Origin of the sequence: Enterococcus sp. M190262, from assembly GCF_005843965.1 — a bacterium.
GTDB classification, from domain to species: domain Bacteria; phylum Bacillota; class Bacilli; order Lactobacillales; family Enterococcaceae; genus Enterococcus_D; species Enterococcus_D gallinarum.
In genome coordinates this window covers 1,983,729-2,005,606 of record NZ_CP040461.1, presented here as the reverse complement: position 1 = coordinate 2,005,606, position 21,878 = coordinate 1,983,729, and the positions used below count along the sequence as shown (strand labels likewise).

Annotated in this window: 23 protein-coding genes and 1 other RNA gene; 5 read left to right on the top strand and 19 right to left on the bottom strand. The window is 39.9% G+C overall.

What is annotated here, in order from left to right:
- Positions 1 to 74: 74 nt before the first annotated feature.
- The 3 genes from FE005_RS09350 (at position 75) to FE005_RS09340 (ending at position 3,502) form a co-directional block, all read left to right on the top strand.
- A complete protein-coding gene (locus FE005_RS09350; RefSeq protein WP_081131302.1) occupies positions 75 to 2,156 on the top strand; it encodes an LTA synthase family protein in 2,082 nt (693 codons plus the stop codon).
- 156 nt (positions 2,157 to 2,312) lie between these two features.
- Complete coding sequence (locus tag FE005_RS09345) at positions 2,313 to 3,053, top strand: hypothetical protein (RefSeq protein ID WP_103301298.1); 741 nt, start codon at positions 2,313 to 2,315, stop codon at positions 3,051 to 3,053.
- Positions 3,029 to 3,502 (top strand): hypothetical protein, encoded by a 474-nt coding sequence (locus FE005_RS09340; protein ID WP_103301297.1) that lies wholly within the window; start codon positions 3,029 to 3,031, stop codon positions 3,500 to 3,502. The genes FE005_RS09345 and FE005_RS09340 overlap by 25 nt, the downstream gene beginning before the upstream one ends.
- Positions 3,503 to 3,600: 98 nt before the next feature.
- Here the strand turns inward: FE005_RS09340 and FE005_RS09335 are convergent, their stop codons facing one another.
- The 3 genes from FE005_RS09335 to FE005_RS09325 are packed head-to-tail and all read right to left on the bottom strand — an operon-like array spanning position 3,601 to position 6,105.
- Complete coding sequence (locus FE005_RS09335) at positions 3,601 to 5,061, bottom strand: HAMP domain-containing sensor histidine kinase (RefSeq protein ID WP_103301296.1); 1,461 nt, start codon at positions 5,059 to 5,061, stop codon at positions 3,601 to 3,603.
- A complete protein-coding gene (locus FE005_RS09330) occupies positions 5,061 to 5,774 on the bottom strand; it encodes a response regulator transcription factor (RefSeq protein ID WP_003127824.1) in 714 nt (237 codons plus the stop codon). Before FE005_RS09330 ends, FE005_RS09335 begins: the two co-directional genes overlap by 1 nt.
- The gene (locus FE005_RS09325; protein WP_003127822.1) at positions 5,755 to 6,105 is read right to left on the bottom strand and encodes an SdpI family protein; all 351 of its coding nucleotides are present in this window, start codon (positions 6,103 to 6,105) and stop codon (positions 5,755 to 5,757) included. The genes FE005_RS09330 and FE005_RS09325 overlap by 20 nt, the downstream gene beginning before the upstream one ends.
- Before the next feature lie 143 nt (positions 6,106 to 6,248).
- On the opposite strand from FE005_RS09325, the gene FE005_RS09320 reads away from it, so the two are divergent.
- Entirely contained in the window at positions 6,249 to 7,019 is a 771-nt protein-coding gene (locus FE005_RS09320) for a Cof-type HAD-IIB family hydrolase (protein WP_003127820.1), read from the top strand.
- Between the two features lie 62 nt (positions 7,020 to 7,081).
- Positions 7,082 to 7,445: a transfer-messenger RNA gene (ssrA, locus tag FE005_RS09315) on the top strand.
- A 298-nt stretch (positions 7,446 to 7,743) separates the two neighbouring features.
- Here ssrA and FE005_RS09310 read toward each other — a convergent pair.
- The 16 genes from FE005_RS09310 to FE005_RS09235 all read right to left on the bottom strand — a co-directional run bounded on the left by FE005_RS09310 (position 7,744) and on the right by FE005_RS09235 (position 21,869).
- Positions 7,744 to 7,995 (bottom strand): hypothetical protein, encoded by a 252-nt coding sequence (locus FE005_RS09310; RefSeq protein ID WP_138371691.1) that lies wholly within the window; start codon positions 7,993 to 7,995, stop codon positions 7,744 to 7,746.
- Between the two features lie 1,091 nt (positions 7,996 to 9,086).
- Positions 9,087 to 9,530, bottom strand: coding sequence for a cupin domain-containing protein (locus tag FE005_RS09305; protein WP_003127755.1), 444 nt, complete (start codon positions 9,528 to 9,530; stop codon positions 9,087 to 9,089).
- A gap of 12 nt (positions 9,531 to 9,542) precedes the next feature.
- Positions 9,543 to 10,643 (bottom strand): ethanolamine utilization protein EutH, encoded by a 1,101-nt coding sequence (eutH, locus tag FE005_RS09300; RefSeq protein WP_021149532.1) that lies wholly within the window; start codon positions 10,641 to 10,643, stop codon positions 9,543 to 9,545.
- 13 nt (positions 10,644 to 10,656) lie between these two features.
- Positions 10,657 to 10,920, bottom strand: coding sequence for a EutN/CcmL family microcompartment protein (locus FE005_RS09295; protein WP_002345851.1), 264 nt, complete (start codon positions 10,918 to 10,920; stop codon positions 10,657 to 10,659).
- Positions 10,911 to 11,531, bottom strand: a complete 621-nt coding sequence (locus tag FE005_RS09290) for an ethanolamine utilization protein (RefSeq protein ID WP_138371690.1) — start codon at positions 11,529 to 11,531, stop codon at positions 10,911 to 10,913. Before FE005_RS09290 ends, FE005_RS09295 begins: the two co-directional genes overlap by 10 nt.
- 14 nt (positions 11,532 to 11,545) lie before the next feature.
- Positions 11,546 to 12,178, bottom strand: coding sequence for an ethanolamine utilization phosphate acetyltransferase EutD (eutD, locus tag FE005_RS09285; protein ID WP_025478888.1), 633 nt, complete (start codon positions 12,176 to 12,178; stop codon positions 11,546 to 11,548).
- Between the two features lie 3 nt (positions 12,179 to 12,181).
- Positions 12,182 to 12,745, bottom strand: coding sequence for a hypothetical protein (locus tag FE005_RS09280; protein WP_254696980.1), 564 nt, complete (start codon positions 12,743 to 12,745; stop codon positions 12,182 to 12,184).
- Between the two features lie 68 nt (positions 12,746 to 12,813).
- Positions 12,814 to 13,101, bottom strand: a complete 288-nt coding sequence (gene eutM, locus FE005_RS09275; protein WP_002345855.1) for an ethanolamine utilization microcompartment protein EutM — start codon at positions 13,099 to 13,101, stop codon at positions 12,814 to 12,816.
- 165 nt (positions 13,102 to 13,266) lie between these two features.
- The gene (locus FE005_RS09270; RefSeq protein WP_081131279.1) at positions 13,267 to 14,739 is read right to left on the bottom strand and encodes an acetaldehyde dehydrogenase (acetylating); all 1,473 of its coding nucleotides are present in this window, start codon (positions 14,737 to 14,739) and stop codon (positions 13,267 to 13,269) included.
- Positions 14,730 to 15,371 (bottom strand): BMC domain-containing protein, encoded by a 642-nt coding sequence (locus FE005_RS09265; protein WP_138371689.1) that lies wholly within the window; start codon positions 15,369 to 15,371, stop codon positions 14,730 to 14,732. Before FE005_RS09265 ends, FE005_RS09270 begins: the two co-directional genes overlap by 10 nt.
- 13 nt (positions 15,372 to 15,384) lie before the next feature.
- Positions 15,385 to 16,038, bottom strand: coding sequence for an ethanolamine utilization microcompartment protein EutL (eutL, locus tag FE005_RS09260; RefSeq protein ID WP_002345858.1), 654 nt, complete (start codon positions 16,036 to 16,038; stop codon positions 15,385 to 15,387).
- 12 nt (positions 16,039 to 16,050) lie between these two features.
- A complete protein-coding gene (eutC, locus tag FE005_RS09255; RefSeq protein ID WP_077454595.1) occupies positions 16,051 to 16,953 on the bottom strand; it encodes an ethanolamine ammonia-lyase subunit EutC in 903 nt (300 codons plus the stop codon).
- 17 nt (positions 16,954 to 16,970) lie between these two features.
- Positions 16,971 to 18,335, bottom strand: a complete 1,365-nt coding sequence (locus FE005_RS09250; RefSeq protein WP_002345860.1) for an ethanolamine ammonia-lyase subunit EutB — start codon at positions 18,333 to 18,335, stop codon at positions 16,971 to 16,973.
- A 17-nt stretch (positions 18,336 to 18,352) separates the two neighbouring features.
- Positions 18,353 to 19,777 carry an ethanolamine ammonia-lyase reactivating factor EutA gene (eutA, locus tag FE005_RS09245; protein ID WP_138371688.1) on the bottom strand — a complete coding sequence of 475 codons (1,425 nt, stop codon included), beginning with the start codon at positions 19,775 to 19,777 and terminating at the stop codon, positions 18,353 to 18,355.
- An 85-nt stretch (positions 19,778 to 19,862) separates the two neighbouring features.
- The gene (locus FE005_RS09240) at positions 19,863 to 21,296 is read right to left on the bottom strand and encodes a sensor histidine kinase (protein WP_041119374.1); all 1,434 of its coding nucleotides are present in this window, start codon (positions 21,294 to 21,296) and stop codon (positions 19,863 to 19,865) included.
- Positions 21,297 to 21,869, bottom strand: a complete 573-nt coding sequence (locus tag FE005_RS09235; RefSeq protein WP_041119376.1) for an ANTAR domain-containing response regulator — start codon at positions 21,867 to 21,869, stop codon at positions 21,297 to 21,299.
- Positions 21,870 to 21,878: the final 9 nt, after the last annotated feature.

Here is a 21,878-nt window from a genome sequence, read left to right as displayed (position 1 = left end):
ATTCGTTTAAGCTGGAAAGAGAGAGGAAGATTCCTTTGAAAAAAAATAGAGTATCCACTTTTGTGAATACAAGAATGGGCTTTTTTTTCATATTGGCCCTATTATTTTGGTTAAAAAATATCTTTGCTTATTTGGTGGACTTCCACCTTGGGATTGAAAGCACTGTGCAATACTTCATCTTATTTATCAATCCAATCGCAACAACTTTATTTTTACTTTCGATCGCACTGTATGTGAGACGAACAAAAGCAGCCTATATCACCATGATCGCCATCTATTTCTTGATGACACTGCTACTGTTCTCAAATGTCAGTTATTATCGAGAGTTCACGGATTTCATTACCATCAATACGATGCTTGGTGCCGGAAAAGTTGCTAGTGGTCTGGGAGAAAGTGCGATTCGTCTTTTCAGACCTTACGATTTATTGTACTTCGTGGACTTCGTCATTTTGATTGCCGCTCTCGTTATGAAGAAAATCAAAATGGATCAGCGTCCCGTTAAAGCTCGGATGGCTTTTGCCATTTCAACATTGGCAGTAATGATCTTCTCAGGAAATTTATTCTTAGCCGAAGCAGATCGTCCAGAATTATTGACTAGAACTTTTTCTCGTGATTACTTGGTCAAATATTTAGGGATCAATGCATTTACTGTTTATGATGGTGTGCAGACGTATCAAGCTTCTCAAGTTCGAGCAGAAGCTAGTCCCAATGATATGAACGAAGTCGAAAGTTATGTCAAGCAGCATTATGCAGAACCTAATGACGACATGTTCGGGATCGCTAAAGGAAAAAATGTCATTTATGTCCATTTAGAAAGTACACAACAATTTCTGATCGATTATAAATTAAAAGATGAGAATGGCGTAGAACATGAAGTGATGCCATTCATTAATAGTTTGTATCATAGTAAAAGCACATTTAGCTTTGATAATTTCTTCCATCAAGTCAAAGCTGGAAAAACCAGTGACGCGGAAACACTTTTTGAGAATTCACTCTTTGGTTTGAATCAAGGGGCTCTCTTCACGCAACTTGGCGGGAAGAATACCTTTGAAGCAGCACCAGATATTTTAGGACAAACACAAGGCTACACATCAGCTGTTTTTCATGGAAACACTGGTACCTTCTGGAACCGAAACGAGACTTACAAACGCTTTGGCTATGATTACTTCTTTGATGCTTCTTACTATGATGTCAACGAAGATAACTCATTCCAATATGGGTTGCATGACAAACCATTTTTTGAACAATCAGCGCAATACTTGGAACGGTTGCAACAACCATTTTACGCCAAATTTATCGCTGTCTCTAATCACTACCCATACTCTGAATTTACCAATGATGAAGGTGGCTTCCCGTTAGCAACAACTTCTGATGAAACGATCAACGGGTACTTTGCTACTGCCAACTACTTGGATCGAGCAGTTGAAGAATTCTTCAACTACTTGAAAGAATCTGGTCTGTATGATAATTCTGTGATCGTCTTATACGGTGACCACTACGGTATTTCAAATTCGCGAAACAAAAACTTAGCAGAATTGCTTGGTAAAGACAGCGCTAGCTGGTCTAATTTTGATAATGCAGCCTTACAGCGTGTCCCTTACATGATCCATATTCCTGGACAATCGAAGGGCGGAATCAATCATACGTACGGTGGTCAAGTGGATGCTTTACCAACCTTACTTCATCTGTTAGGTGTAGATACTTCGAAATATATCCAATTAGGACAAGATTTGTTCTCGAAACAAAACGAACAGCTCGTTGCATTTAGAGACGGTGACTTTGTTACACCAGAGTATACTTATTACGGAGGCGTCCTTTACAGTAACAGTACTGGCATGGCGATCCCAAGTCCTTCAGCAAGCTTACAAAAGCAAGTGGATGAATGGAAAGCCAAAGTCGATAAGCAACTGTCGGTCTCTGATCAAATCAATAATGGAGATCTGTTGCGCTTCTATGCGAAAAGCGGATTGAAAGAAGTCGATCCAGATAACTATGATTACAAAAATGCCTTACAAAAACTGAGTGCCAAAGAAAAAGAACTCGGTGCCGATTCAACGAGTGTCTTCTCAAAAAATGGTGAGAAATCGACCGTCGATTTGTATCATACGAAGACCTATAAAGAATACGAAGAAATGGTCAAAGAGACCGATAAATAAGCTTCAATCAAAAGTACCGCTAGCGTTTGATCGCTCGCGGTACTTTTTTGCACAAAAAATCAAGAAGTCTCCGCTGACTTTCTTTTTTTTGTACAAGAACTTCATACTTTATTCAAACTCCCCTTTTATACTAGATAGTAGAATGAGGTGAATTGAATGAAAACTTTTCGTTTTGCTGTAGCCAGCATTCATTATCATAAAAAAGCATTGATCCTCTATGGATTGTTGACCTTTTTTGCCGTGATTGGTTTAATCATTAGTGATACTCTGCTCCACTCATTGAACCAATTATTTACACAAGCCAAAGATTATTTGATTGGTGAAGAAATGCCGGCAAAAATCGCACAAGAGATCCAACCGATTGCATCTATTTATCAGAATCTTTTTCTGTTGATTTTCGTCAGTTTCCTATTGGTCTTCACAGGTTTCATTATTTTTTATCAACGAATGAAAAGAAAGGAATTTCAGGCATGGCTGATGAGCGGAGCTTCCTCGCGGCAATGGGTAGGAATGCAGCTCTTGGAAGTCCTCCTGCCACTGCTTGCAATCATCGTCCTCGTCTTTGCATTGCTGATTCTATTTCAGCCTTTCTTTCAACGAGAAATGATTACCAGTCATATCACAACTTTCGACAGAGAAGATGCCTCCTTGCAGATTTGGCAGTCGGTCAATAGCCAAACAACAGCGGATTTCGGCATCACGATTCCACAAACAAGCCAAGCATTCATTCAGAATGTTGAATTGAACAGCAATGAATGGTTGTCAATGATTCTAAAAAGTTTACGCCAAACCTTTGTCCTACTCGTTGGTTCAGTCTCAATCATTACGTTAGTCGTCGTCACCAGCCACTGTTTTTATTGGAGGAATCAGCAATGGAAAAACCAAAAAATCAACTAAACATCCCAGGTCTTTTCTATCTTGCAGCCAATGACCTTGCTGCGAAAGAGACGTTGGCACACTTTCTGCAAACTAACCAAGCGGTTACCATCGAGCCAAAATGGCAGTATGTCCCCTTTCTATCATTGAAAGATAATCTTTCCTTAGCCAATAAAAAAGAAAAACCTTTGGAAGAGCTGTTAACTGCCGTTCATTTAGAACCGTCTTTTTTGAAAAGATCCTTAGATGAACTCACTTCTTTAGAAGAAGTTAAAGTACAATTGTTACTGGCACTTTTATTGGAAAAACCGGTCATAGTTTTAGAGACTCTTTCAAAAAATTTACATACCGCCGACATCCAAGCCCTTCTGCCTTTATGCAGTCAACTAGCAAAACAATTTCAGCTATCGATCTATTTAATGAATGAAGATGAACGCTTGGCTCATACCCCCTATATCACAAAACAATGAGACTTTTCTATTTTATAGGTACACAAAAAGGAAACCATCGATGACGATGGTTTCCTTTTTGTCTATCACTGCAAAAAAGCATACTGTATGTTTCTAGCTTATTCTTCTATTTCGATATCGGGAAAAGTCACTTTGAAGGTCGTTCCTTGCCCCAATTCGCTATCGACTTCGATTTTACCTTTGTGGAGGCGAACCAACTGTTCCACTATCGATAACCCTAATCCCGATTCACCAAATTGTCGATTTTTTCGAGAAGGATCAACTTTATAGTAGCGATCCCAAATATTTTTGACTTGTTCTTCGGACATACCGATTCCTGTATCAGAAATCTCAATGATCGTTTCTAGATAGCCTTTTTCGATTCGCACGCGGATCTCACCATCTTGTGTGAATTGAATCGCATTTTGGAGTATGTTAACCATAATTTGAACAAACCGGTCATAGTCGGCATAGACGTCGATCGGCTCCTCTGTTTCCAGAATCAAACGATCGTTTGCGACTTCTGCTTTGCTTTCCAATTGCGTCAACAAATTGGTCATTGTCTTGGTCGCATCAAACTTCTTAATGACCATAGAAATCTGATTGGTTCTGATTTTTTCATAATCCAGATTTTCATTCACTAAACGAATCAAACGATTGGTCTCATTTTTCATCAAGCGGATCGCATTGTCTCGCTGATTCTCTGGAATTGCATGGTATTCTAATCCTTCTAGCAACCCATTGATAGTGGTTAAAGGCGTACGCATTTCATGGGAAGCATCAGCCATAAATTGCCGTCGCCGTTCTTCCTGACGCTCAATTTCTTCATGCGACTCTTTCAATGACTGGGACATTTGGTTAAAGTCTTCTGCCAATTCATCAAATTCATCGCGATTATGAACAGGTAATGAGATGTCAAAATTCCCATTCGTAATTTCTTTGGTTGCCCGCTTCATCCGATTGATCCGCCGAACTTGGAAAGTCGCGAATAGATAACTGATCAATAGCGAAACAATGATCGAAATCAAGAAGACTTTGAATAAGTTCTGATTAAAAGCACTGACTAGATTCAAAATATTGCTAGCAGATTGTGAAACCACCATCACGCCATAAAAATCCGTCCGATTAACAGAAAAAGGAATCAACACATAGGAAGTCAACTCTCGTTCGCCGAATAAATTGGTATTCGAAGTCATTTGTAATCGACCACCATTTTGCAATGACTGCCAATCTGATTCTGAAATGCTAAAGTCGACCGCTCGTCCCGCCGTATCTAATGGATAGATTTGTTCTTTCGGACTTTTAAAAAAAGCAAAAGAAATATCTTGATTGCTCAGAATATTTTCAGCAAGATGTAGTGAATACTGCAAATATTCATCTCGCGTCATGTTCTGCTGAAAAAATTCTGAGTCACTGATCTGGGAAATTTTTGCTACGGAAGAGGCATACCCCATCAATTGCTCGTAATTGCGCTCTTGCAATGTCTGTCTGGTCATTTGGGTAAACGCTACTCCAATCGTCATCAAAATGACTAGAATCACAGCAAAAAACGCAATCAATTGTTGATAAAGATACCGCATTAGGCAGCACCTGCATCATCAAATTTGTAGCCAACTCCCCAAACAGTCTGAATCACTTGCGGTCCCACTTTTTCAATTTTTTGCCGCAACTTTTTGATATGCGCATCGACGGTACGCTCGTCACCAAAATATTGATAATCCCAAACCAACTCTAGTAATTGTTCCCGGGAAAAGACTTGTCGCGGTTTTTTCGCTAATGTATAAAGCAAATCAAATTCTTTGGGCGTCAGACCATCGATCAATTTGCCATTCAAATAAGCCTCCCGAGTCTTGGTATTCATTTTAAAGTGATCGGTAACGATATCAAATGTCGTGTCTGAAGTCTCAGAACTTGCCTTCTCAGCAATTTCACTCCTTCGATGCAGGGCTTTGATACGAGCAATCAATGTTAATGGACTAAATGGTTTCGTCACATAATCATCCGCGCCCATTTCCAGCCCAATCACTTGATCACTTTCTGAATCACGGGCAGTCAGCATAATAATGGGCACTGTATTAGAAATCTTGCGAATCTCTCTGGCAACGATCATTCCATCCATGGTAGGCAAATTTAAATCCAGCGTGATCATATCCCATTTTTCTGGAGTTTCGGCAAAAGCTTCCAGTCCCTCTTTGCCATCATATTTGAAAGTCGCATCCCAACCTTCATTCAAAAAAAACATTTGCATCATTTCTGAAACAGATTCATTGTCTTCAATCATTAGAATATTCATTGTCTTCACCCCTATGTTGTTCATCAAATTGTTGCAGCTTTTCTTCGATCAAACCAAAAATCGGTACAATAAACCAAGGAATTGCAATCATTTCTAAGAGAAAGAAATTGGTCCATCCCTGCCACTTCAGTAGGATTCCTATCAATGTCATGACTCCCCCAAACAGCAGAAAATACCGCGTACAGATCTTTTGTGCATACTGCCAATTTCGTTCATTCTGTTTTGCTAAATAAGAACGATAGCCGTAGATAAAATTGATTTTCTTTGAAGGGAGAATCAAAAAAACAAAACCGATCAAAAAGAAAATCGCTCCAATCACTAAAAAAATCATATTCCCACTCCATTCTTTCTCTAGTATACTCGAAAACCTCCTATCTACCAACAACTTCACGGTTTCTTCATAAAGGTTTGCGTTTTTAGCAATCTTTGTTAAGATTGATTTTGTAACTGTCAATAAGAGTAGGAGAAAACTGTATGAATTATAAAGCTTTAGCATTTTTTGATTTAGATGGCACACTACTAGATGAACACTCACAGATCACCCCCGAAATTTCTGAGGCCATGCATCGCCTACGCCAAAATGATGTTTTACCAATCATTGCAACCGGCAGAACGGAAACAGAAGTTCTTGCTATTCGCGAGGCTGCTGGGATCACCTCAAATATTGTCATGAATGGGGCATTCATTCGTATCGATGGCAAAGAAGTGTTTTCAGACACATTAGATAAAAATCTCTGCGCACGGATGTTGGAAGCCGTGAGAGATCATGGCGACGAACTTTCATATTATAACGAGAACGGTTACTGGGCAACTGGACACAATGATGAGATGATCGAGGCTTACAATTATGTCCGCAGCCCCCTTCCAGAAATCGATCCATTCCGTTATGAAAAAGACCGGATCAATATGATGCTCGTATTAGGTATCGCCAATGAAACAGTCTATAAAGAACAGTTCCCTGAATTGACTTTCTACCGCAATACACCTTTTTCAATTGATGTCGTGAAAAGCGGCACCTCTAAAGGAACGGGAATTAAGACATTGGTGAACTTACTAAATCTCAAAGATGTGCCAACATTTGGCTTTGGTGACGGTAGCAATGACTTCGCTCTTTTAGAAGCTTGCGACTATAAAATTGCCATGGGCAATGGCTTGCCAGAACTAAAAGAGATTGCTGATTTTGTTACTCTTAAAAATACTGAAGGCGGCATCGTGCATGCCTTGAATCATTTTGAATTGATCTAAATCTTTGCATATAGCGCAAATTATGTTATACTAATGGTTGGTAGCGATACCCCTTTTATCAGGGGGATGTTACGGATTCGACAGGCATAGTTGAGCCTGAATTGCGCTTCGTAGGTTACGTCTACGTTAAAACGTTACAGTTAAATATAACTGCTAAAAACGAAAACTCTTACGCTTTAGCTGCCTAAAAACAGTTAGCGTAGATCCTCTCGGCATCGCCCATGTGCTCGAGTAAGGGTCCTATTCTAAGTGGGATACGTTTTAACTTTCCGTCTGCAAGTTAAAAAAGAGAACATCAGACTAGCAATACAGACTGCCTGTCACTCGGCAAGCTGTAAAGCGAATCCTTAAATGAGCTGACTATGAGCGTAGATTTTTAGGTAGCAATATGTTTGGACGCGGGTTCGACTCCCGCCATCTCCATAGACTAAAATCGATTAGATTTTCGTAGTTTTTCCAAAGTGAGATGAACCTTGTTTCTACGAGGTTCATCTTGCTTCTTTTTTATTTTTAACCTGTCTTCTCTGAGATTATCAGTTAACAGTCAAGCTGACCAGCATCGCGACAGATGCATTCTTTTAGTCGCTTGTATAAGCAAAGAAGCCTCCTTACTCATAAAACAAGCAAGCGGGCTTCCCTTTGATCAAGCAAATTTATCCTTAGTGTGCTGGAAATTTATTTTAACTAAAATAAGAGAAAAAAACGAAAAGAAAACGTCTCTTCCTTATATATATTTTTCTACTTCATCCAACTCTTTTTGTAATTCTTTCTCATCATACGTTTCGTATTTACCTGCTTCGTGTGCGATCTTCTTGATTTCATGAATCGCTTTCTTCTCAACAATCCACTTCTTCATACTATGTTTTTTAGCATCTGCTTCTAGAGAATCTAATTCTGCTAAATTAGAATCTAACTTGTCCAAAACTTCTCCGATTTTTAACAATGCTTTTGATTCTTTTTCTTCATAGTTTGCCATAGATAACACTCCTTATATATTTGATAAAACTATCTTATGACCATCCTTAAATATTTTCAAGTTAAATGATTCACTAAAGGTTAATGGTACAGATAGCGATAAAATAAACTTTTCAGAGCAAGCATTTGCTCTTACTCATCAGATTGTGAGGGAGTGATCGTATCTTTTATTAGGGGAACCCTTTTCTTATTACTATTTGCTTTTTTACTTAAAATTACTAACGGACTATTTTGTGCTCGATTTCTAACCGAGTTTTAACTGATAGAAATGATCGAAGATATGAGATCGAGCGTAAAGCAGGAAAGTTTTTCTCCATTTTGTTTTTAACTATATCCCGCCGATTTTTAGTGATTTCGCTATTATTTTAAGGCTGACCTCCCTCGTTAAATAAAATTATTTGGCTTATTTAGTGATAATTTTTTAGATTTCCCTTAGTCCGCTATTGTGGCGAATAATTGTCTTTAGCTCAGAATGATACTTGCATCGCTATAAAGGAAGAGTAATCGTGAAACAAAATATTGCTCTTGTCATAAATGATTACGATGAAGCAATTGAATTTAGACTGAAAAGCTTGACCACACACTGATCGAAGATACGTATCAGCCTGAACAAAACAAACATTGAGTTGTACGATCACGCCAGAATTCACCATGGGAGGATCCTATCAAAACATGGTGGACGAAATTTCGTCCATTTAATACAAACTAGCTGATATCATGATAAAATACAAAAACGAAGAGTATTAGGTGTCTACAAAAAGTCTTCCCCAAGCCTTTTGTCCTAATACTCTTCTATGATTAATGCATGTTGCTCCTTAAAGATATTTGAAATAAACCATTTTTGCAACTATTTCGAACAATAGATACGAGTTGCTCATTCAATTGTTTTTTGTTTTGTCCTGTCTACTTACATAGAACTTCGTTTTTATCCTACAGATCGGCACGTATGCTTTGTAAAAAACATCTTTTCTTCCAAACGTATATTAATTAACTAAAGGGTCTTTTTGAAAAAAGGCATCCCTATAAATAAAAGGAACACCTGATGTAGCGTATCAACTTAAGAAAATATATAGTGTCTTATTTTCAACAAATTTATTGATTCTGCCAATCTGCCGGGAAAGTGACATAAACAAAGCGGGCTTCTTCTGCGACTGAAAACTGTATTTTGCTATTTTTAGGAATTAAAATGAGCTCACCTGCACTGGCAGAGACTTTCCGTCCATCAATAATAATATCTAATTTGCCAGAAATAACATAGTCGATTTCATCATAATCGAGCGTCCAGTCAAATGTTGTTTCTTTCATTACCATCAATCCACAACCTAGACGAGGACTCTCTTCGAGTGAGAACAAATCCTTTGTATAAACAATATCATTGGGGTTCCCCGTATCCAGACGATCTTCTTCAGAAACAGTGATCTCTGGTAGCTTGATCGATGCAACACCGCTAGGATCCACTTGTTTTGTTGGCATCAATTGTTCAGTTACGATTTGACGAACCAAAGTTTCGATCATTTTACGATTAAACTCTGTCATATCTTCACCTCATTATTTTGTTTCTATTTCTGGTTTCCCTAACATACGATTAGCCATAAAAATCGCTACAAAAATAGCAGTTATCCCACCGACTAATTTACCAATGATCATAGGAAAAATCATTTCTTTTGCTACCCCAGCCGTAAAGCCTAGGTGATCGCCTAAAACAAAAGATGCAGAAACAGCGAAAGCAATGTTGATGATTTTTCCTCTGTTATCCATATCTTTCAACATTTGGAACATTGGGATATTATTTGCTAATGTTGCCACCATACCGGCAGCAGCCACTTCATTCATCCCTAAAACTTTCCCTAATTTCATTAATGGTTTGTTAAACACTTTCGTAATCACAGCAACCAAACAAAATGCCCCAGCTAAAGTCAATGCGATGCTCCCTACGACTTCGATTCCTTCTGTAACAGGTGCAATGTCAGGAATGACTGTAATTCCCACAAGTAACTGAATCGCTCCGACAATCAAACCGATAATCGCAACGATGACAACACCTTGACCAAAAATCTGGAATCCTTTGATCATACCGTTTGGTGCCAACCATAATCCCACGATGATCAATGCAGCAACGATAATGATAGGTAGCAAGTTAGGAAGGATCATAGACATTGGCATTCCTGCGGTTAAACCACCGGCCAATAACCCGAAAGGAATGGTAATAATTCCACTTAACACCCCTGTGGCTAAAAACTGTTGATCTTCTTTTTGAATAATCCCCAACGCAACAGGAATGGTGAAAACAATTGTTGGTCCCATCATAGCCCCAAGGATTGCTCCAGCAAATAACCCTGCTTGGGGATCATTTGCTAATTGCTGTGCCAGAGCAAATCCCCCCATATCATTTGCTAGTAGTGTTGTCGCGAACATTGCCGGATCAGCACCCAGCAATTCATAGACGGGAACAACGATAGGACTTAAAAGATTCGCCAAGACCGGGGCTAACGTGATGATCCCCACCATTGATAACGCTAAAGACCCCATCGCCATGATACCTTCTTCAAATTGTTTTCCAAGTCCTAATTTATTCCCGATGCATTTATCAATGCCTCCAATGATCATAAAAAGAACCATAATATACATAATAATTTCATTAATGCTCATAGATTCAACCTCCTTATTCTTCCTCTGCAGCATCGATGACGCCAACGATCATTGCGTCAATAGGTACTTCTGGATTTTCAGCAGAAATTCGAGCAGCATTACCTTGACTGATCAATACTTTATCGCCAATTCCTGCGCCAGCATTATCCGCTGCAATAATAAAGCCTTGTTTTTGTTCTTCTTGATTCAAAATGTCTACCATCATAAATTTCCACCCGTTTAATTTCTCGTCTTTTCTTGTAGACCACAAACTGCCGGTAACTTTTCCTAAAAGCATGCTTTTTCCCCCTTTATAAGCAACTTTTGAGTGTGCGCATAATCTTGTGCTAATGGTGTCAATTGCGCATTCTTTATTGGAGGAATGCGGTATTCTAGCATTTTTTTCAATTGTTTTTCGGTGATGAAGGTCCGCTTAGGCAATGCCTTAGGCACTGATTTTTTCTGACAGGATTTCCAAAAATCAGCATAGTCTTGCGGGGAGCGATAGAATGTCAGACCAAACTGCTGACATTTGTCTCGATATTCTTGAATTGTCTTTTTCACTTGATATTTAAGCGGTGTTTCTTTCGGAATTGCTGGCAAAGTTTCTAAAACAAGAATCGGTTTTCCTTGTAACAAAAATGAAAGTATTCTTCGGGTCAATAGATCGTTTTCTTGCAGTAAAGCAATACTGGACATTTGAGAAATCGTTAGTTGTTTCACAATCATTCCAGCCGACTCTTGATCTTCACCGGTTCTCCACTGAACAGTGGGAAACTGGGTATATAATTCGGCAGGAATCTCTTTTTTCTCTTGCGAAAAAGCAAGAGCAAGGGTAGGCTTTGGGAGTTGCTGACAGATACGATCAGTAATTTGTTGAACCAGTTCTTCTATTTCAGAAACTTTCATTGTCCAACCTCCTCTTACTTAATGATGTAACCATGAACACCTTTTGATAAACCACAAGCGTTTGCTTCATCATAATCAATATGCATATACGTCGCGAAATGAGGACTGACACGTATCACTACATCATCAAAAATCAATGGTCGCGTGCCTAGTACTTTTACTTGGACGATTTGTCCGTTAGTCACATTGTTTGCTAGGGCATCTTCTGGTGTCATATGGATGTGTCGTTTTGCCACGATCAATCCGCGATCTAATGAAACAGTCGTTGCGCCATTCATCAATGTCACCCCTGGTGTTCCTTCAATCTTTCCACTTTCTCTAACTGGCGCGTTAATACCTAAAATTCGAGTATCTGTCATTGACACTTCGACTTGTGCTTCCTTACGTTCAGGACCTAAAATCACGACATTTTGGAACAGTCCTTTTGGTCCTGCAACAGTGATTCGTTCTTTACATACATATTGACCAGGTTGTGACAAATCTTTTACTTTCGTTAACTGATACCCTGATCCAAATAAATGATCGATTTCTCGACGAGACAAATGGACGTGACGTCCAGAAGCTTCTACTTCAAATGTGTGATTTTGCAGTTGAATTCGTTTGATAACTTCTTCAACAATTTCATTGATTGAATCCAATGTGTTCATCTCCTAGTTCAGTTTTACTACAGTCATTGTTTGGATCAACGCATCCGCCCATTCTTGGAAATACTGATAGCGCCTATCAGGCTTTTCTTCGAACAAGAATAGGATTTTGTTCAATTGAAGTTGGATTTCTTTTGAAGAATAATCCCATTGTCTTTGCTGACTGCTCTCTATCACTACTTGCTCTTGATCAATCGCTTGTTCAATCACCGAGAATTTTCCTTGAATGATATTCTCCAACCAAGCTTGTTGTTTCTCAAAGTACAGCCATAGTTCTGCAGGAAACGTGTCATCTCTCAACATAGGAAAATAAAGAAGATGCTTCAAGTGCTGGATTTCATATTCTATCTTTCGTGATAGTGACTTTGTTTTGATCGAGGAGGTCCGAATAGGACAACTATCGGCTCTTTTCTGAGTACTTGTCGTTACGCTAGTGATATGATGCTCGCGCAAATAACTTTTTGCAGCTGGTGTCAGCAAACTTCCTGAAGGAATAATGAGATCCATTCCCTCATATAACTCTTTACTAAGTACCTTTTTGCGAAGTTCATCTTCGGTAATGACTGTCATAACACCCCTCCTCACTTAATGTTTAGGACAGAAGCCATACTCACTTCTGTCCCAAACATTTAAGATGATCATTCAGTTACAGCATGTGGTAAAATAGCATCTACTTCCGTATGTGGACGAGGGATCACGTGAACAGATAACAATTCTCCTACTCGTTCAGCAGCGGCAGCGCCAGCATCTGTTGCTGCTTTGACAGCACCGACATCTCCACGAACCATGACAGTAACTAATCCGCCACCAACTTGTTCTTTCCCAATCAATGTGACGTTTGCCGCTTTAACCATTGCATCTGCTGCTTCTACCGCACCTACTAAACCACGAGTTTCGATCATTCCTAAAGCGTTTGTACTTGACATTATATTTTCCTCCTAAAATGTTTGTTTTTATTTTTAAAAATTCAAGACGATCCTCAAATGGATTTCAGTCTTAAACTTTAAATCCTAAAGTTATTTTGTTTGCAGTTTCTTTTGTAGTTTCTTTTGTAATTTCTTTTGTAGCTTCTTTGTGCTTGTTGAGATGGCTTATTTAAGCCGATCCATTACTTGAGCGATGATCGTATTGATCAACTCCTCTTTGTTATCCGTGATAGCTGTGTTTGGTGTGATCGTTGTCTGACTAAATTCTCGACGAATATCCTCTAGATCACGAACGCCATAAGCAACTCTACGTAAGTTGAATAAATTTTCAACACCAATATTGTCTGAAGTTGAACTTCCTCCAACAGCGCCGCAGCCGAGAGTCAGTGCTGGAACTAAATTCGTTGATGCGCCAATACCACCAAGTGTTCCAGATGTATTGACAAGCAATCGCGATACTGGCTTTTTGGCACCAAATGCTCGAATGACTTCCTTATTTTCAGTGTGGATGCCCATTGTGTGGCCTGCACCTTCACCTTTGAGGATCTCAATCGATAAAGTACAAGCAGCTTCCCAATTCTCCACTGTATAAAAAGCGATGATTGGTGCCAATTTTTCTCTTGAAAATGGATACTTCAATCCAACATGGGTTTCTTCAGCCACAATCAAGCGACGATCTTGCGGTATAGCCAAACCAACTAGGGATGCGATATGTTGAACCGAGCGACCGACGATTTGCGGATTCATTGTTCCATTTGGTCGTAAGATAAATTTAGCTAACTTATCCGCTTCGTCTGTACTCAAGAAATAAGCCCCTTGCTTGATCAATTCTTCTTTGACCGCTTCACGATTGACATTTTCTACAATAATGGATTGTTCAGAAGCACAAATGGTTCCATTATCAAATGTCTTAGAGTCCATGATTTGCTTAACTGCATGAGGAATATTAGCACTTCGTTCAATATAGGCTGGACCATTCCCAGGCCCCACTCCGATTGCGGGTGTTCCAGAGGAATACGCAGCTTTGACCATTGCATTGCCGCCAGTTGCCAAGATTAAGTTCGTATCGCTATTTTTCATCAATTCACTTGTTGCTTGCATTGTAGGTGTTTGAATGACCGAGACACAGCCTTCAGGGGCACCTGCCGCTGTTGCTGCTTGTTGAATGATCTCAACAGTGGCAACAATCGATTTTAGTGCATTGGGATGGGGGGAAAACACAATGCTATTTGCTGCTTTTAAGGAAATCAGCGCTTTATAAATGACTGTTGACGTAGGATTGGTCGAAGGAATAAGTCCAGCAATCACACCTACTGGTACAGCGATTTCTGTGACCTTTTTAGCCGCATCATCATGAATCACGCCCACAGTCGCTTTATCTTTCAGCTCGTCATAAACGACCTTTGAAGCAAAGGCATTTTTGATGATCTTGTCCTCATAAATACCAAAACCTGTTTCCTCATGGGCCATTTTTGCTAGTTTTTCTCGTTGGGCAAAGGTGGCCTCAGACACAGCTTTTACGATTGCGTCGATTTGTGTTTGTGAGAATGTTGCTAACTCTTGCTGCGCTTCCTTGGCTTTTCTGATCAAATTTCTTGTTTCTTGGATGGAACGTAAATCTTTATCTACTAATTCCACTCGTCTTCACTTCTTTCTATTTCTGCCATAATTGCTTGGATCAACGATTCTTTATTTGCTAATTTGATTTCACTTTTCTTTAATGTGCTCAAATTCATTTTGTATGCTTGTTTGCGTAAATCCACTACTCGTTTACGTTGTAGTTCTTTTAATTGAGCGGCATCGACAACAGGTACTTTGTCTGATGCTTTGGTTTCTAGCACTGATGGCACTGCGTCAGACTTATCTTTAGGCTCTGGCATCACTCTTGATTCTGATTCAGTGTTTGGCAGTGTCACTTTAGATTCTGTTTGTGTTTGTAGATCTGATATTGGGTCTGTTTGTGGTTCTGTCTTTACTTCTGATTGCGATTCTTTTTTTGGCTCTAAATCAGACAAAATGATCTCTGTTTGGGCATCCACTCGAGAAATGACGTGGTGTGCTATCAAGCAATTCAGCTCCTTAGCTACTTCAACACCCACTTCTACTGCTGCATTGACGGCTGCCACATCACCAATAACTTCGACGGTTGTTAATCCACCATGAATAATTTCCGCTTTTAATAATGTGACATCAGCTGCTTTAACGGCTGCATCTGCCACACTGATGGCACCTAAGAAGCCCCGTACCTCGACCATACCTAATGCTTTCATCTGCTACACATCCTTAATAACCCAATGGATTATCGGCAATATTCTGTACTGCCTGTTCAAATGCACTACAAGCAGCTTTACAGGCAGATTGACTTCCTGTCAACAATGCCCCACCAAAATTTGTTTCAGAAGGTGGGCCATAAAAGACGCCCATTTGCACATCTGCAGCCTTCATGGCAGCATCTAAAGCAACCATCGCTTCTAATGGTGGTGCAATAAGGTAAGCAATTGCTTCGCCTTCTGGGATATTAGCTTGTTCAGAAAGAAAACTACCAGTTCTAGAAACAACGTGTGCAAAATATACGATACTATCGTCGTCATTGGCACTATAAAAGCTTGCCTCTTCTTCAATGACTTGGTTTATCACACTTAATCCACTATTAATTTCTGCTGGACTGGGTCCCGCAATGATGCCTATCACTTCACCGGCAAGCTTCGTTGATGCATTTCCGGCTCCAGCATACATACTTTTTCCGTAAACGACTTCGACATCCGCCGCTTTTGTTGCTTCATCCAGTGCAACGTATGTCACATCATCACAATCAGAAGTCACAATTCCTAGGGATCGATGTTCTGGCTTTAACGATAACTCTTTGGCCAAAGCTGGATCCACGTTGGGAATGACTTTCATGCTTAATACGTTGGCACCTAAACGATCATTTTTCATGTCCTTCCTCCTTTACTCTGCTTCTTTCAAATCAATACCCGATTTTTTCTTATCGAGCATTTTTTTGATAACTTCAGCAATATAAGCGCCTGCTTCAACCGCTGGAGTACCACCACGATGAATGTTTGAGATCACTGTTCGTCGGGCTTCCGGCATACCGACAGTTGGCTTATATGCAATATACGCACTCATCGACTCTGCCGTTACCAATCCTGGACGTTCTCCTACTAATAGACAAACAACATCTGCATCTGTGATTTCACCAATTTTATCCATTGCTGGAACGCGACAATATTTTACAAAGAGAACTTGATCAAAATCTAATCCATACATTTTCAATCCTTGTTTGATGGCAGGCAAAACTTCTTTGACATTGGCCTCGATTGCAGCTGAACTCAAGCCATCACCAACAACCATTTGCACTTTTGCTTTCGGTGTTGTATTTTTGCGAATGATCTCACAGTTTTCTTCATCGAATTGTCGTCCGTAGTCTGGTCGCGTAAGGTATTCATCTTTGCTCGTACAAATCGTTTTTGTAGCAATAAAGCCCATTTCTTTCACTAACTCTTCACTGACATCTGAAAAGACAGCATCTTGTGCTGCTGCATGATCCGCACGAAAACGCAGTGTAGAAGGTGTCAAGTAGCGGGTGCCTGTACGCCCAACCCCTAATCTCGCTGGTGTGTAAGCTTTCATTTTCAATAATCCTTCTGGATCTTTTGCTCCTTTTAGCAATAATTGTTTCCGTAAATCAACTTCTGTGATATCAGGTATCATCCCTGTTTCTATTTCAGCAGTTTCTGTCACTTGAGTTGCTGGTTTTTCTTCTGTAAGAACAGTTGCAGGCGCTACATGGTCGTCCACCATTTCGGACAAAATGCCAACGATCATTTCTTTTAATTCTTTTTCATTCATTCGTGTACTCACCTCGTTTATTTAATAAAAACAGATGCATCTCCAGCGCAACTGGTCAGCTTGCCATTCTCCATAAAGCCCATCTTTTCCATCCACTCTTCAAATTCCTTAATTGGTCGTAGCCCTAACGTCTCACGGATCGTAGCAGTTTCATGGAAGCCTGTTGTTTGATAATTCAACATGACATCATCGCCATGAGGGATCCCCATAATATAGGTACATCCTGCTGTTGCCAGCAACATAGCCAGATTTTCCATGTCATTTTGATCCGCTTTCATGTGGTTGGTGTAACATACATCACATCCCATTGATATTCCAGTCAATTTCCCCATAAAGTGATCTTCTAACCCAGCGCGAATTACTTGTTTTGAATCATATAAATATTCAGGTCCGATGAAACCAACTACTGTATTAACGATGTAAGGGTCAAATTTTTTCGCTAGTCCATAACAACGTGCTTCCATCGTTACTTGATCAGCACCAAAGTTGGCTTCAGAAGAAAGTTCAGAACCTTGTCCAGTTTCAAAATACATTACATTCGGTCCAGCCGCTTGCCCACTGTGTAATGCCAAATCTTGTGCTTCTTCCAAGATAGCGGCATTTAAGCCAAATGCGGTATTCCCTTTTTCAGAACCAGCAATGGACTGGAAGACTAGCCCTGTAGGTGCCCCTTGCCGAATGGCTTCCATTTGTGTGGTCACATGAGCTAAAACACAGGTTTGTGTTGGGATTTCCCATTCACTCCGAAATTCTTCAAATTTATTTAGAATTCGTTTGACACTTTCTGTGGAATCATCTACTGGATTCAAGCCAATCAAAGCATCACCTGCTCCATAAGAAAGTCCTTCCATGACAGAAGCCATAATGCCATCTACATTATCTGTTGGATGATTCGGCTGTAACCGATTGGAGAATGTTCCCGGGCGGCCAATGGTCGTGTTCGCAGTTTTTTCGATGTGAATTTTTTTGGCACCGACGATTAAATCCATATTCGACATTAGCTTACATACAGCAGCAACCATTTCTGAAGTCAAGCCGCGAGAAATACGTTTGATATCGAAATCAGTCGTTTCTGAAGACAAGATAAACTCCCTTAGTTCAGCTACTGTCCAATGTTTGATACTCTCAAAAATTCGCATATTGACTTGATCGATAATAATCCGTGTCACTTCATCTTCGTCATAATCGACAACAGGATGATTGAACAAATCATTTAATGTCAGCTCAGCTAGAACAACTTTTGCCGCCACCCGCTCTTCTGCAGAATTTGCTGCAACGCCAGCTAGTTTGTCACCTGACTTTTCTTCATTTGCTTTGGCTAATACTTCTTTCACTGACGTAAATTGGTATACGTTGCCAAATAATTTGGTTTTTAAAATCATATCCGTGTCGCTCCTTTTTAATTAAATACTAATGTCTTAACAATCACAGGCAGGACTGCACCTTCTGCAACTGGTAGGCCGATATCCGCATAGTCGCCATTTTCCACCTTGACAGAATCGATACAGATGAAAGGATATTCTGGAGGTAAATTGGCACTTAGCGCATGGCCCAAAGCTTTAGCCATATCTTCGTCCACCATAACAATGATAGGAATGGCTTCTTTCACTAGACTGTCCAAACCTGCCACGATTCCTTTTCCATATCGCTGAATGTCGTCAAAAGTCGGATTTTTATCCCCTCTGATGGCCAAAGCCACTTGGGGTGTCCCTTCTGTTGTATGCCAATTGAGCTTTTCTCGAATCCGCTCACTCAATTCGGAAGCCGCCAATTCTTCATCTTCTTTGGCTAATTTCAAAATGGGGATATTTTTTATAGGTAAAATCTGTTCGCGATAAGCAATCGTACTGCCACTGATTTCAGCCGTATGGGAGCCTGCGCCAACCACAGTTGCACGAATCGTTTCATTGCTTTGAAGCACTTCTTTTTCCGAAAAAATCAGCGACTGGCGGAGATATTTTCCTAATAGCAAGCCGATGTCCCAGAATTTGAATGGCTCCTTTTCTTCGGCAACAAAGCAGTCCGCCACCCCACCGGAAAATGTGACAAGCGGGATTTCTTCATTCCTTTTGAGGGGATGGTTGGTCACTAATAAATCAAAGAAAGGACTTTTTTCTCCTAAACCCACACTGTTTTCCAAGACATGAACAAGTTCTAAAAGAATCGGCTTGAGAGTTGCTTCCGTCACCTGATCCCCAATGGTAAGAGAAAGCTCTTTTTTCCTAATTATTTCTTGGATTTTTGGTGCGAGATAAGTGACTCGCTGCTGTTTATCGACTTTGATCAACCGACCACCAATATCAAAGCAAGCCGTGTCTATGACCTCGCCATCTTTAAAAACAGCTAAATTGGTCGTTCCACCACCGATATCCAAATTAACGACTGGTTTTCGTTTGCTCTCCGAAAACGTTTGGGCTCCTGCTCCTTTTCCAGCAATAATGCTTTCTAGGTCTGGGCCTGCCGTTGCGACGACAAAATCCCCAGCATACCCGCTTAATGCGTCTAAAACTTTATTCGCATTGGCCTTTCTGGCTGTTTCACCGGTGATGATGACGGCACCCATCTGGATATCTTGCTTTTTAATCCCAGCTTTACGATACTGTTCCGCGACAAATTCATTGATCGGTTCTGCATCAATCTCTGTCTGATTCAATAAAGGTGTAAAGATGATATCACTCCGATAAATGACTTTTTTATTGGAGATGGAGATTCGGGGAACTGTAAAAGCCGAAGCAAAGTTTTCAACCGTCAATTCCGACAATACGAGTTGCGTTGTGGATGTCCCTAAATCGATCCCAACCGTCAAGAGTGTCTCCTTAGACATGTTTTCCCTCCTTTTGCATACAAAAAAGCGCCTAAAGAATTCGTAGAAAATTTCTTTCTACTTTTCTTTAAGCGCCTTTGCTTAATCACTGAACAACATCACTGGTGTTCTGTTCGAAATAAAAACAGGTTTTGGTCCCCTGATCATTTGATTCTATCATAATTTTTCCCTTTAGTTTGTCCTTAACATAGCTTTTTACAATCATTAAGCCCAAACTATTCTCATTCTTTTGATGAACATCATAGCCTTTACCGTTATCCATCACTGTGATAGTAATCATTTTGTTATCTAATGTTCCAATCACTTTCACAACGCCGCTAGCTGGTGAATCAAACGCATGATCGAAAATATTTTGCAGCAGTTCGTTGACGATCAAAGAGATCGTCACCATTTGCTCACTGGAAACCATAATTGCTGGATCCACATCCATGGTCATTTCTAACGATTGTGCCCCTTGAAAAAGATGCCGAAAATTATACATCACTGCTTCCAATGTTTGCCGTAATGCCACGTCGTCCTTGACCTGTTTGGACAGCAATTCATGGGTGGCCGCAATGGCCATGATTCGGTTCACACTTTCATGAAGGACCTTTTTTGCTTCTAAGCTCTGTGTTCTTCGTTCTTGAATACGCAATAAAGAGACAACAGATTGCAAATTATTTTTGACACGATGATGAATTTCACGAATCGCAACTGATTTGGAAATGATTTCGGCTTCTTTTTCTTTGAATTCCGTGTTATCTTGAATGATCATCACTAATTGCGCTTCGGATTCCAGCCAAACTTTGCGGATTTTAAAATAATAATTCAAGTAAGTTGTGTTGCTTTCAATTGGTTGATTGCTGACTTTATACCTCATTTGGTAAAGAACATACTCAAATGTCGTGTAGTCAATGGACAAATTATCATAGCTCATACCAATAATATTATCGCGATAGCCCAATTTTCGATACAATTCCTGTGCATTATTATTGGTAATCAATAGATGCCCCGCTGCATCAAAAATCAAAACAGCTTCAGCTAATTGATCAATAAACAACGCATCTACTTGACTCGTTGATTTCGCCACTTTAGCTAATTGGCAATGATTCAGCTCTTCCTTATGCAGATCTGCTTGAATCTCTCCATCTGCTGCCATCTCAACAATAATGACACCAATTGTTCGATGCTCATTTCGAATCGGATAAATATTTTGCTTGATCAACCGATTTTCTTGCGTCACAGCTAGCAGGCCGATACTGTTCAAGCTTGTTTGCATGGTTCGCAACACACCTGGTTCATTTTCTAACAATGCTTCCATACCAACAACATCACCACTGTATAAAGAGTCTGCTTTTGTAGGTGGTTTGTGATAAACGACTAATGCTTGTTGCGACATTTCTTTATACACATCAATGAATACATCCGCACTTTGGTAGAGTGTTGTTGAAGAAAGATAGTTTGCTGTTCGTTGTAACTCTTTGATATCTGACTCAGAAAGATTGGTATATTGTCTACATAATTGCGCTAATCGTTTCATCTACTCATCATCCATTACAATTAGTTCAGCAATTTCACCCATCCGCGCTCGTTTATTCATACTTAATGTCCTTAACATTTGATAGGCTTCCTCTTCAGTAATATGATTCTCCTTAACAAGGATCCCCTTGGCTTTTTCGATAATTTTTCGTTCTTCCAACTTCAAACTTAATTTATCGATTTGACTTAGTAAAGATTGCGTCTGTTTTCCTCGTTCAATGCTCATTTCAATTGTAGGTATCAACGACTTTTCATCTAATGGCTTGACTAAATAACCTAGTGCACCGAGTTTCTTTGCCTTTTCCGTATTCTGGACATCACTATAGGCGGACAAAAAGACAATACTACTGGCTAGCTGGTCTTGAACGATCTTCTTACCAGCTTTTAAACCATCTAAAATTGGCATTTGGATGTCCATAATCACTAAATCAGGACGTGTCTTTTTACAAACTTCAATCGCTTCAAATCCATCTGCCGCTTCACCGACCACTTCATATCCTGCCTCTGCCACAATATCACGAATATCCAATCTCGTAATAGGTTCATCATCGACTATTACAATTCGTCCATCCATTCTCTTCAC

Excerpts from the sequence above, each read along its gene's own strand:
- FE005_RS09350 (WP_081131302.1), top strand. The coding sequence starts at position 75 with ATGGGCTTTTTTTTCATATTGGCCCTATTATTTTGGTTAAAAAATATC.
- FE005_RS09345 (WP_103301298.1), top strand. The coding sequence starts at position 2,313 with ATGAAAACTTTTCGTTTTGCTGTAGCCAGCATTCATTATCATAAAAAA.
- FE005_RS09340 (WP_103301297.1), top strand. The coding sequence starts at position 3,029 with ATGGAAAAACCAAAAAATCAACTAAACATCCCAGGTCTTTTCTATCTT.
- FE005_RS09335 (WP_103301296.1), bottom strand. The coding sequence starts at position 5,061 with ATGCGGTATCTTTATCAACAATTGATTGCGTTTTTTGCTGTGATTCTA.
- FE005_RS09330 (WP_003127824.1), bottom strand. The coding sequence starts at position 5,774 with ATGAATATTCTAATGATTGAAGACAATGAATCTGTTTCAGAAATGATG.
- FE005_RS09325 (WP_003127822.1), bottom strand. The coding sequence starts at position 6,105 with ATGATTTTTTTAGTGATTGGAGCGATTTTCTTTTTGATCGGTTTTGTT.
- FE005_RS09320 (WP_003127820.1), top strand. The coding sequence starts at position 6,249 with ATGAATTATAAAGCTTTAGCATTTTTTGATTTAGATGGCACACTACTA.
- FE005_RS09310 (WP_138371691.1), bottom strand. The coding sequence starts at position 7,995 with ATGGCAAACTATGAAGAAAAAGAATCAAAAGCATTGTTAAAAATCGGA.
- FE005_RS09305 (WP_003127755.1), bottom strand. The coding sequence starts at position 9,530 with ATGACAGAGTTTAATCGTAAAATGATCGAAACTTTGGTTCGTCAAATC.
- eutH (WP_021149532.1), bottom strand. The coding sequence starts at position 10,643 with ATGAGCATTAATGAAATTATTATGTATATTATGGTTCTTTTTATGATC.
- FE005_RS09295 (WP_002345851.1), bottom strand. The coding sequence starts at position 10,920 with ATGCTTTTAGGAAAAGTTACCGGCAGTTTGTGGTCTACAAGAAAAGAC.
- FE005_RS09290 (WP_138371690.1), bottom strand. The coding sequence starts at position 11,531 with ATGAAAGTTTCTGAAATAGAAGAACTGGTTCAACAAATTACTGATCGT.
- eutD (WP_025478888.1), bottom strand. The coding sequence starts at position 12,178 with ATGAACACATTGGATTCAATCAATGAAATTGTTGAAGAAGTTATCAAA.
- FE005_RS09280 (WP_254696980.1), bottom strand. The coding sequence starts at position 12,745 with ATGACAGTCATTACCGAAGATGAACTTCGCAAAAAGGTACTTAGTAAA.
- eutM (WP_002345855.1), bottom strand. The coding sequence starts at position 13,101 with ATGTCAAGTACAAACGCTTTAGGAATGATCGAAACTCGTGGTTTAGTA.
- FE005_RS09265 (WP_138371689.1), bottom strand. The coding sequence starts at position 15,371 with ATGAAAGCATTAGGTATGGTCGAGGTACGGGGCTTCTTAGGTGCCATC.
- eutL (WP_002345858.1), bottom strand. The coding sequence starts at position 16,038 with ATGAAAAATGATCGTTTAGGTGCCAACGTATTAAGCATGAAAGTCATT.
- eutC (WP_077454595.1), bottom strand. The coding sequence starts at position 16,953 with ATGAATGAAAAAGAATTAAAAGAAATGATCGTTGGCATTTTGTCCGAA.
- FE005_RS09250 (WP_002345860.1), bottom strand. The coding sequence starts at position 18,335 with ATGATTTTAAAAACCAAATTATTTGGCAACGTATACCAATTTACGTCA.
- eutA (WP_138371688.1), bottom strand. The coding sequence starts at position 19,777 with ATGTCTAAGGAGACACTCTTGACGGTTGGGATCGATTTAGGGACATCC.
- FE005_RS09240 (WP_041119374.1), bottom strand. The coding sequence starts at position 21,296 with ATGAAACGATTAGCGCAATTATGTAGACAATATACCAATCTTTCTGAG.
- FE005_RS09235 (WP_041119376.1), bottom strand. The coding sequence starts at position 21,869 with ATGGATGGACGAATTGTAATAGTCGATGATGAACCTATTACGAGATTG.